Below are 10,621 nucleotides of genomic sequence, written 5' to 3'. Positions count from 1 at the left end.
CGGCCCCGGAGGCCGGAAGCTCCGTTGCGGAGCCAACGAAAACGGTAATGGGGGGGGCTCCCGGCTTCGCCGAGACCGCTTGGATGTGCTCAGCCCTCGGAGTTCACCATCGACGCCGCCGCGTACGTCAGGTAGTTCCAGAGGGTCTGCTCGTGCTCGGGGGAGAGGCCCAGTTCGTCGACGGCCGTGCGCATGTGGCGCAGCCAGGCGTCGTGTGCGGCCCGGTCGACCGTGAACGGCGCGTGCCGCATCCGCAGGCGCGGGTGTCCCCGGCCGTCGCTGTAGGTGCGCGGGCCGCCCCAGTACTGCATCAGGAACAGGGCGAGGCGCTCCTCGGCCGGGCCCAGGTCCTCCTCCGGGTACATCGGACGAAGGAGCGGGTCCTCGCGGACGCCCTCGTAGAAGAAGTGCACGAGGCGCCGGAACGTCTGCTCGCCGCCGACCTGCTCGTAGAAGGTCTGCTCCGGCAGCGTGCCGCGCGGAATCTCGGTCACGTAGAACACCCTCGCAATGTCATGTGGGCCTGCCCCGGAACGCGGCCCGGGGTCCAGGGGCCGTTCCCCGGGAAATGCAGCACCCTTCCATGGTCTCAGACCCGGTGGCCGAGGACCCCAGACGTAGGACCGCTCGCCTCCCGGGCTCCGGCGCAGCACAGTGGACGTATGAGCGCGGACCTGGCACTGAGGCGGGCCCTGGTGCGCGAGATCGCGGCCGGCGGGGCGCTCGCCGACCCGGCCTGGCGGGCCGCCTTCGAGGACGTGCCGCGCCACCTCTTCGTGCCGTACTACTACGAGGGCGCGCCCGGCGGCCACGTGCGGCTGTGGGGCGAGGACCCCGACCCCGAGCAGCGCGAACGCTGGCTGGCCGGGGTGTACGTGGACGCCCCGCTGGCCACCCGGATGCGCGACGGCGACCTCGTCTCCTCCTCCAGCCAGCCCTCGCTGATGGCCGGCATGCTGGAGGCGCTGGAGATCCGGGACGGGGACGAGGTCCTGGAGGTCGGCGCCGGGACCGGGTACAACGCGGCGCTGCTGTGCCACCGGCTCGGCGAGGAGAACGTGACCACCGTCGACCTCGACCCCGAGATCACCGAGTCCGCGCGGGCGCATCTGGCGGCGGCCGGGTACCACCCCGCCGTGATCACCGGGGACGGGGCGCGCGGCGCTCCCTCGCGAGCCCCCTTCGACAAGATCATCGCGACCTGCACGGTGGGCTCGGTGCCCTACGACTGGCTCGCCCAGTGCCGCACGGGCGGGCTGATCCTGGCGCCGCTGGCCACCGGCCTGATCCGGCTGCGCGTGACGGGCCCGGGCCATGCCGAGGGGCGCTTCCTGCACACGCCGGCCTATTTCGTGCCGCTGCGCGGTACGGGCTCGCAGAACCGGCCCGTCCCGTACGCGGGCGGGCTGCCGCGCGCGAGCATGTCGAACGAGCTCTTCCGCTTCCTGCTGGAGCTGACGGCGGGCAGCCTCGACCCGTACGAGGCGCACGCGCTGTGGCAGCGCGAGCAGCGGCCCCGCCGCGAGCGGTTCGGGGTGACCGTGGACGACGGCAGCCAGTGGGCGTGGCTGGACGATCCGCAGGGGCCCTACACCTGGCCCCTGCGGGAGCGGCCGGTCAGCCCCGGCGCACGGTGATCGTCGTCCAGGCGCCCACGTGCACCCGGTCGCCGTCCTGCAGCGGCACCGGAACGTAGGGCTGGATGGGCTCGCTGGAGCCGTTGACCGTGGTGCCGTTCGTCGAGTTCTGGTCGACGACCGCCCACGTGCCGTCCGGCTGCTGCACGAGCACCGCGTGCTGGTGCGAGACGCCCGGGTCCTCCGGCGGCACCGACAGATCGATGTCGGGCGCTTCACCGGTGGAGTGGCGGCGGCGGCCGATGGTCACCTGGTTGCCGGACAGCGGGCGCTGCTGCTCGGGGGAGTACGCGGGCAGGTTGAGCCCGGACGCCTCCGGGCCGCTGCGCTGCATCATCGCCAGGAAGTAGTCCCGGTCCGGGCCGATCGTGATGGCCCAGCCGGCCGGGGCGGGCGGCGGCACGGCCTGCGGCCAGTCGTCACTGTTCTCCGGAGCGGCCTGCGGCCAGTCGTCGCCGCCCCGCTCGGGAGTCGGCTGCGGCCAGTCGTCGGCCCGGTCCTGCCCGGTGGCCTGTGGCCAGTCGTCGCCGCGGTCGGGCGCGGGCCGACGGCCCGTGTCCTGGACGGGCTGGGACGGCGGCGGCAGCATCCAGTCGTCGTCGGCCTGAGGCCGCTGGACCGGCGGCGCGGCCGGGGGTGCCTGCTGGAAGGCGGGCGGCGGCGGGGGCGGCCCGCCCTGCCCGGGGTTGAAGGGCCCCGGCGGCGGGGGCGGCTGCTGCTGGAACGCGTTCGGCGGCAGCTGCCGCGCGGAGCGCTGAGAAGGATCGGCGGCCAGCGGCTCGGCGGGCCGGTTCACCTGCGAGGGCCGCGAGCTCTGGTACTCGTACGGGTCGCGCGGCGCGGGCGGCGGGCCCTGCTGGAAGGCGGGCGGCAGGTTCAGGCCGGGGCCGGGACCCTGGGCCGGAGCGGGGCCGGGGCCGTTCGCGGGGCCGGGGCCCTGGTTCGGCATCGGGTGCTGCGGGGCCAGCGGCGTGTACGAGGTCGCCGTGTTCGTGAGGAAGTTCCAGCGGCACTCCTCGCAGAAGGGCGCCCCGGCCTCGCGCGGGGTGCGGCACTGCGGGCAGAGCTCGGCCTGGGCGGTGGCGTTCGGATCCCCGGAGCCCGGGTAGCCGTACGCGGGCGGAGGCGGTGGAGGCGGCGGCACGGCGCCCATGCGATGGCCGCAGATCTCGCACCAGTCGTCGGAACCCGACTGGTGTCCGTTCGGGCAGGTCGGCATGGAGTCGCTTCCCCCTCTCGTCGTCCGGCCCGGCGGGCCGCGGTATTTCGGCGGTTCTGTGTACTGGGCTGTACTTCGTGGTGCTTCTTGTTACTTCTTGACGCGAACGGTCTTGGTGGAGCGCGTTTCGAGGGTCATCTCGTCCGCTTCCGCGACCTTCGCCTTCAGTCGCACAGTACCCGTCGCCTCGTCGACGACGTCCACCACCTTCGCAAGCAGTTTCGCCGTATCGGCGTTCCCCGAGGCGGCGGCCAGCTGCACCGCCCGGCCGAGCTTGGCGGTCGCGCCGTCCGCATCGCCCGACTTGCGGGCATCCAGACCCTGTTGGATGACCTGTGCCAGTTCGGCCTGACCCGTGTAGTGCGCGACCTGCGGGTTGATGGAGGTGGAGGCCGCCATGTCATCGGTCCACACCGCCCGCACCAGGCCCTGCGAAAGGACCTGCGGCGCCCCGCCCTCGCGGTCGGGCACGATCAGCGAGACGCGGGCGGCGAGCATCTCCTGGCCCACGCCGGCCTCGGGCACCTGCACGCACACGTGGTAGTCGCGGGACTCGTCCCCCCAGGAGCCGGTCGGATAGTCCCCGGCGCGCGGGCCCGCCTCGGTCCGGCGGTCCGTCAACTCCTCGACGGTGGGGGCCACTTGCTTGACAAACTTGATCTCCACACCGACCGGGGTCCACAGGCGCAGAGCCACGTCCGCGACCTCCTTGCCCATCGCGTTCTCCATCATCTGCGTGAAATCGGCCGCCAGATTGGCCGGATCCGCGACGATGTCCGCGGTGCCGAGCAGCGCGGAGGCGATCGAGGTGACCTCCTTGACCTCCCAGTCGGTCCCCACGCCCCGGGCGTCACAGGTGAACCGTCCGGCGCAGGCCGTCAGGGCGGAGCGCAGGTCCTCGGGCGACTCGTGCTCGTTGCGCCCGTCGGTGAGCAGGATGCCGTGCCGGATCGGCACGTCGGCCGCCCCGAGCAGCCGGTCGGTGAGCCGCAGCCAGGTGCCGATCGCGGTGCCGCCGCCCGCGCTCAGCTTGCGCAGCGCCTCTTTCGCCTGGGTACGGGTCTGGCTGTCGGCGGTGGCCAGGCGGCCGTTGCCCGGGTAGACCTCGCGCGCGATGTGCGTACCGCCGACGACCGCGAAGGCGACCCCGTCGCGCAGGGTGTCGATGGCGGCGGCCGTCGCGTCCCGGGCGTTGCGCATCTTGGTCGGCGGGTAGTCCATCGAACCCGAGCAGTCCACCATGATCACCACGGCCGCGCTGGGCGGCTGGCCGGGTATGTAGGACGGCGCGGTCGTGGCCGTCGTGAAGGGCGCGCCGATGGTGCCGCCGCCGGTGGAGGCCACCGTGACGATCGCGTTGACCTCGCGACCGCCCTCCGGCAGGAACTCGTTCTGGTACACCTCGACGGAGAACTGCGGCACGTTGGACTTGGAGAAGTTGGCCATCGGAAAGGCTCCTTGAGGCTCCATGGACCAGAAGTGAAAGAAGTGAGAGAGGTGACGCAATAGGGCTGCAATAGGGACGGAGGCCTAGTTGTAGGCGGATCCTGCCCCTTGCTGCTCCACCGCGAACGGCAGCACGGCCACTGTTACGTTGTCGTGGCCCCCGCCGTCCAGGGCGTGCCCGACGAGCACCTGGGCGCTGTGCAGCGGCCGTTCGGCGGCGTCCGCCGGGGTGACGCGGGCCATCTCCTCGGCGGCCTCCGCGTAGTTCCACAGGCCGTCCGTGCAGACCACCACCACGCCGGAGCGGTCCGGCTTGAACGAGGCGGTGTGCGGGTCCAGTTCGTACGCGTCGGCCCCCAGCCACCCCGTGATGGCGTGGGCGCGCTCGTCGGCGTAGGCGTCGGCCTCGCTCATCAGGCGGGCCGCGACCATCTGCGCGGCCCACGAGTCGTCCTCGGTGAGCCGGGCCGGGGCGGTCGCGCGGTCGTCCGGCACCCAGTACGCGCGGCTGTCGCCGACCCAGCCCACCACGAGGAGGCCGCCCGCCGAGACCGCCCCGACCAGCGTGCAGGCCGGCGCGTTCTGATGGCGGTGCGGTTCGTCCCGGTGGGCCTGACCGGGCTCGGCGGCAAGGGAGTTGACGGCCTCGGCGGCGGACAGGATCGCGTCGTGCATGGCCTGCTGGGGGTGGGTGCCCTGGGGCAGGGCGGCGAGCAGCGCCTCGTTGGCGGCGGCGGCCGCGGCGGCGGACGCCTCGTCGGGACGGGTCGCCGACGACACCCCGTCGCAGACGATCGCCACGACGGCGGGCGAGCCGTCGGGCAGCGCGGTCGAGGACAGCGCGAAGGAGTCCTCGTTGCGGTGGTGGCGAAGGCCGCGGTCGCTCACCGCCGAGACCGAGCCGAGCTCCTGCTCCATGTGGTCGCGCTCGCGCGGCTGGGCGTGCCCGCAGTTCTCGCAGTACCCGTCGTCGTCGACCCGCCCGGCCCGGCACGCCACGCACACCTTGGCGCCGGGCGCCGGGGGCCGGGCGACATGGGTGTCCGGATCGGGCTCGGCGGCGCGCGGGTCGGGCGCGGGGTGGGGGTGCCCCCGGTCGAGCGAAGCCGAGACCGGGGGAGGGTACTCGTCCGCCGTCACCGGCTCGTCCGTCCGTACCGCGTACGGGAGTTGGGGATCCGACGCGGTGGCGACCGGGGACGCCATCTCGATGGTCGGATGGTCGAGCGGCGGCTCGGGCACGGCCGACAGGTCGTACCCGCAGGCCCCGCAGTACAGGTCTCCCGTCTCCAGCGGCTCTTCGCAGCCGGGGCAGGCGGCCGGCTGATGCGTCTGCGACATCGTCACACCCAGGTCCGGGGGCGGAATCGGTTGGCCCGTTCCACCAGGTCGATCCTTTCCTCGCCACGCTGTGCGAGCCGGGCGAGCACCCGGTACGAACGTTCCAGACCGAAGCGCAGGCCCCGCTCGTCGACTTCGCTGCCGAGCAGTGCGGTCTTCGCCTGCCCGGCGCCGGTGCTCCCCGACAGTACCCAGTCCAGGGCGGTGCCCAGGACCTCGGTCGCCAGCTGTTCACGTCGCACCGCGTCCAGGCCGAACCCGTCGAGCGCCTCGACCTGGGCCGCGGCGGCCAACAGGTCCTCGATCAAAGGGTCCTCGGGGGCCCGGCTGCGCAGCCGCGCCCGCACCGCCGCGACGCGCGCCGCCGTGTAGTGGATGGAGGCCTCGGGCACCGACTCCAGGGTCCGTACGGCGCTGGTGCGGTCCCCGGCCGCGAGCTGCACCCGGGCCAGGCCGAAGGCCGCGCTCACATAACTCGGGTCGGTCGTCCACACCAGGCGGTAGTACTCGGCCGCGTTGTCGAGCTGGCCCAGCACCTCCGCGCACACGCCGAGGGCGAGCTTGGGGGCGGGCTCGCCGGGGAACGCGTCGTAGATCGCGTCGAAGGACAGCGCCGCGTTCTCGTTGTCGCCCGCCGCGAGCGAGGCCAGGCCCCGGTACCAGACCACCCGCCAGTCGTCCGGGTGGTCCATCTCCAGGGATTCGAGGGCCTTGGCGGCGGACACCCGCTCGTTCATGTCGAGCCGGGCGCGCAGCTCGCGCAGCCGGCGCTCGATGGAGTCGGCCGGGGCCGAGCGCAGGGCGGCGATCAGCTCGGCGGGCGCGGCCGCCATCAGGCCCGCGAGGAACCCGGCATTGGGGTCGCTCGGGTCCACGTGCGGCACGGGCAGCGCGAGTGAGGTGGCGCGCGGATCGAGCGGCGCGAGCAGCGGGGATGCGTGCCCGCCGCCGGTGCTGCCCTCGGCGCGCGGCACCGGGATGGCGCCCTGGGTGGCCGGATGCGGCAGGTTCGGGTTGTTCGGCGCGACGGCCGGGAGGGGCGGGGCGCCCGCCGGAACAGCGGCCGGGGCCGGTGCCGGGGCGGCCGCGAGCGCCTTGCGGGCGCGTCTGCCCACCGGGGCCACGCGGGCCCCCAGGCGCGAGACGTCCCCGTTGTGCTCGGCGAACAACTTCGTGTCCGTGACGCGCAGTTCGGCGCCGAACAGGGTGGAGAGCGACGGCCGGGGGCGGCCCGTCTGGAGCGCCACGACCTCGCGCAGGACGCCCGTCAGCTGCTCCGCCATCTCCTGCGCGGAGGCGAACCGGCGCGCCGGGTCCGGGTCGGTGGCCCGCACCAGGAACCGGTAGAACGACTCGTACGTGCGGAACACGTCGATGTTGTCGGGGTCCGGCAGGCTGTCGACGTAGACGTTCGTGTAGCCCTGGAAGTCGAAGGTCAGCACGGCCAGGGTGCGCGCCACCGTGTACAGGTCGGAGGCGACCGAGGGGCCGAGCTCGGCGACTTCGGGCGCCTGGTAGCCGACCGTGCCGTAGATCGCCGACTCGTCGTCGTCCATGCGGCGCACCGCGCCCATGTCGATCAGCTTCAGCTGGTCCTCGGTCTGGATCGCGTTGTCGACCTTGAAGTCGCAGTACAGCAGGTTGCGGCTGTGCAGATGGCCGAGCGCCTCCAGCGCCTCGATGCCGTACGCGCAGGCCTGCTCGACGGGCAGCGGGTCGCGCTTGCCGGCGGTCGTGCGCCGCTCGTTGGCTATCTCCTTCAGCGACTTGCCGCCGACGTACTCCATGACGATGTAGCCGTCGAGCGAGCCGGTGCGCTGGTCCAGGTGCTCGACGAAGTTGTAGATCCGCACGATGTTGGAGTGCTCGATCTCGGCGAGGAAGCGACGCTCGGAGATCGCCGCCGCCATCGCGTCCTGGTCGCCGGTGTCGAGCAGGCCCTTGAGGACCACCCAGCGGTCGGAGACCGCGCGGTCCACGGCGAGGTAGACCCAGCCGAGCCCGCCGTGCGCCAGACAGCCCATGACCTCGTACTGGCCGTGCACGATGTCGCCGGTGTGCAGCTTCGGCACGAAGGAGTACGGGTGGCCGCACTTGGTGCAGAAGCCCTCGGTGCGCCCGGGGCGCTCACCGCGCGAACGGCCCACCTGCGCCCCGCAGTCCGAACGCGAGCAGAATCGCTTCCGCTCGGGGACCTCGGGGTGTTCCATCACCGCCGAGCGCGGATCGGGGCGCGGCACCTGCGGCACCGACACCAAGCCCGCGCCGAGCCGGCTGCGCGCCGACGAGCTCGCCGCCTTGCCCGAACTGCGCACCGACACCGACCGCGAGGTGCTGCCGCCGGTCAGCGAGGAAAGCCGTCCGGAGACCGAGCGCCGCGACGTCGAGGACCGCGAGGAGCGCGACGAACTGCGCGAGGAGGAGCGCGAGGACTGCGAGGCCGAGCGGTGCCCGCCGCCGGTGATCCCCGTCGGCGGCGACGACACCATGCCCGTCGGCGAGACGACGGGCGCGAGCCCGCACGTGTCGCAGTACAGCTCGCCGCCGCCCATGTCCTCGTACGAACCCGCGCAACCGGGGCGCTGGCACTGGGTGTTCTCGCTCACGATTCCCCCTTCTGGTCAACGGGCCCGGGATGTCTCGGGACCAGTGCGTCGGCCGCCGCCCGCTGATAACGGAGCACCGCCTCTTCGGCGACGCGCAGATCGCAGGGCGCGGACCACAGCATCCGGCGGGCCGCGTCGTACCGCTCGATCAGGAGCGGATCCTCGGCCATGCCGTGCCGGGCGACCTTCGCCTTGTACGCGTCGAGGCGGCCGCGCAGCTCCGCGCGGACCGCCAAAGGCGCGGTGACCGCCGTCAACGACTCGCGGGCGCGCAGCAGTTCGTCCTCGGCCTTCTGCTCAAGCGATTCGAGCAGGGGCGAGAGCCGGTGCCACTGGGCGTGCCTGCGGTACTCGGCGGCGGTCGCCAGCTGTTCCTGGAGCGCGATCGACGGGCCGCTCACGGCGGGCACCTCGCTCGCCGCGATCTTCGCGAGGACCTCGCCGCGCGCCGACCGGGCCTCGGCCAGCGTGCGATCGGCCCGCGACAGTACGTCGCGCAACCGGACCAGCCGCTGCTCGGCGTCCTGCCGGACCGTCAGGACCGCGTCGATTTCGCGGCGTACGTCCTCCAGGGCGCGGGCCGCCCGGTCGTAGCGCCCGGTGTCGGGGCGGCCGCCGCCCGGCGCGGAGCTGCCCGGCGCGGGCACCCAGAACGCCAGCGGATCGGAGATCACCTGGGCACGCAGGTCGGTCAGCTCGGCCGTGATCGACTCCAGGTCGTCGCCCGAGGGATGCTCGCCGGGCCGCACGCCCACCGAGTGCGCGAGCCCCCGGGTGCGGTGCAGCTCGGCGGCCAGGAGGTCTATCCGGGCGGGCAGCGCCGACCACACCGCGTCGGCGGCCACGACCAGGTCGAGCGAGTGCGCGTACAGCTCGTTCATCCGGTTCACGAGCTCGCCGAGCGTGAACCGCTCGGTGAGCCGCGCCGGGCCCCCGGCCAGCGTCGGGGCGTTGTGCAGGGCCGCGCCCGACAGCGTCACGGACTCGCCGCGCAGCCGCTCGGTCAGCTCCACCAGATCCTCCCGGCCGAGCCAGCGCCGCCTCGCGCGCAGCTCACGCGCGGATTCGAGAGCCGCCGTGTACGCGTCGAAGTACGCCCAGAGCAGGGAGATCGACTGCTCGGTGGACGCCCAGCGCTCCTTGGTGACGCCGGTGAGCCCGGCGCCTTCGAGCAGCCGGCGCCCGGCATGGTCCTGGAGGGCGAGCAGCGAGGTCTCGACGGCCTCGTGCTCGGCGCCGAGGCGTGCCAGCGCACGGTCCACCTCGTCCCGGTCCATGACCTGCTCCGGGGGTCCCCCGGTGGAGCTGGGGGAGGGTCCCGCGCCCATCGATCACCTCTCCGCTCTGTGGTACGACGCCGCCGTCAACTCGCTCATCCTGTCCGGTACTTGGGTGCCGGTGGCCCGGATATGCCGGGCAGGTCGGCGGCGAGCCACTTGCGGTACGCCGTCATCCACGGGCTGTTGGCCCCGCCGCCCCGGTAGTCCACCAGTACCTGGTTGATCCGCTGCACCAGGTCGGTGTTGCCGAGCTTGACGGCGGCGCCGTAGTACTCGGTGGTGAACGGGCTGCCCTTCAGCTGGACCGCCGGGTCCTGGGCGGCCTGGCCCGCGGCGAGCGCGTTGTCGGTGACGACCGCGTCCACCAGGTTCTGCTGGAGGCGCACCAGGCAGTCCAGCTGGTTGGGGACCGTGAAGTCCTGGTAGTCCGCGCCGTGCGGGTTCGCCTTGAGGGCGTCGAACGCGGTGGAACCGGCCGCCACACAGACCCGCTTGCCCTTCAGCGAGTCGTCGAAGCCCGTGATGGCGGAGGCCTTGGGAGCGAGCACCTGCTGGCCCGCCTCGAAGTAGGCGGTGGAGAACGAGGCCTGCTTGATGCGGGTGCAGTTGACGGTCATGGTGCGGACGACGACGTCGACCGTGCCGTTCTGGAGCGCGGGAATGCGCTGACTGGTCGGGATGGCGCGGTAGATGACCGCGTTCTCGTCGCCCAGGATGTTCTTCGCGATCGCCTTCACCAGGTCGATGTCGAAGCCTTCGAGGGTGCGCGTCGTCGGATTGCGGTAGCCCCAGCGGAAGCTGTTCTGGTCGACGCCCGCGATCAGCTTGCCGCGCCGCTTGATGGCGTCGACGTTCGGCCCGTCCGCCGACGACGGGGCCAGGCTCGCCTCCGGGTCCTTGCAGTCGTCGGCCTTGGCCTGGACGCCCTGCGCGAGGCCGGGGCCCGCGACGCTCGCCGCCGCGCCGTCGCCGCCGTGCCCGGTCAACGGGATCAGCGCGCCCGCGGCGACCGCGAGCGCGAGGGCCATCCCGGCGACGCCGCCCCAGCCGCGCAGCCGGCCGGCCCCGAGCCGCGTGCGCCGGGCGGCCCGG

8 protein-coding genes are annotated in these 10,621 nt (G+C 73.3%); 1 reads left to right on the top strand and 7 read right to left on the bottom strand.

The genetic code is table 11. The features are described from left to right. Positions 1-89: 89 nt before the first annotated feature. Positions 90-494, bottom strand: a complete 405-nt coding sequence (locus IE206_RS21715) for a globin (protein WP_308433941.1) — start codon at positions 492-494, stop codon at positions 90-92. A 168-nt stretch (positions 495-662) separates the two neighbouring features. On the opposite strand from IE206_RS21715, the gene IE206_RS21710 reads away from it, so the two are divergent. Further along, a complete protein-coding gene (locus tag IE206_RS21710; protein ID WP_189964487.1) occupies positions 663-1,637 on the top strand; it encodes a methyltransferase domain-containing protein in 975 nt (324 codons plus the stop codon). Here the strand turns inward: IE206_RS21710 and IE206_RS21705 are convergent. The 6 genes from IE206_RS21705 to IE206_RS21680 all read right to left on the bottom strand — a co-directional run bounded on the left by IE206_RS21705 (position 1,618) and on the right by IE206_RS21680 (position 10,557). Then, complete coding sequence (locus IE206_RS21705) at positions 1,618-2,856, bottom strand: FHA domain-containing protein (RefSeq protein ID WP_189964486.1); 1,239 nt, start codon at positions 2,854-2,856, stop codon at positions 1,618-1,620. The genes IE206_RS21710 and IE206_RS21705 overlap by 20 nt on opposite strands. A 90-nt stretch (positions 2,857-2,946) precedes the next feature. Further along, the gene (locus IE206_RS21700; protein WP_189964484.1) at positions 2,947-4,302 is read right to left on the bottom strand and encodes a vWA domain-containing protein; all 1,356 of its coding nucleotides are present in this window, start codon (positions 4,300-4,302) and stop codon (positions 2,947-2,949) included. Between the two features lie 84 nt (positions 4,303-4,386). Next, complete coding sequence (locus IE206_RS21695) at positions 4,387-5,643, bottom strand: PP2C family protein-serine/threonine phosphatase (protein ID WP_373300957.1); 1,257 nt, start codon at positions 5,641-5,643, stop codon at positions 4,387-4,389. A gap of 2 nt (positions 5,644-5,645) precedes the next feature. Beyond that, positions 5,646-8,195: a serine/threonine-protein kinase gene (locus tag IE206_RS21690; protein WP_189964521.1), complete on the bottom strand. Its 2,550-nt coding sequence runs from the start codon at positions 8,193-8,195 to the stop codon at positions 5,646-5,648. A 50-nt stretch (positions 8,196-8,245) separates the two neighbouring features. Further along, entirely contained in the window at positions 8,246-9,526 is a 1,281-nt protein-coding gene (locus IE206_RS21685) for a coiled-coil domain-containing protein (RefSeq protein WP_189964480.1), read from the bottom strand. Positions 9,527-9,621: 95 nt separating this feature from the next. Further along, complete coding sequence (locus IE206_RS21680; RefSeq protein ID WP_226600168.1) at positions 9,622-10,557, bottom strand: glutamate ABC transporter substrate-binding protein; 936 nt, start codon at positions 10,555-10,557, stop codon at positions 9,622-9,624. Between the last annotated feature and the right edge of the window lie 64 nt (positions 10,558-10,621).

Source organism: Streptomyces violascens, assembly GCF_014649955.1.
Lineage (GTDB): Bacteria > Actinomycetota > Actinomycetes > Streptomycetales > Streptomycetaceae > Streptomyces > Streptomyces violascens.
Note: the sequence above shows the minus strand (reverse complement) of the source record. Positions and strands in the feature narration are given on the sequence as shown.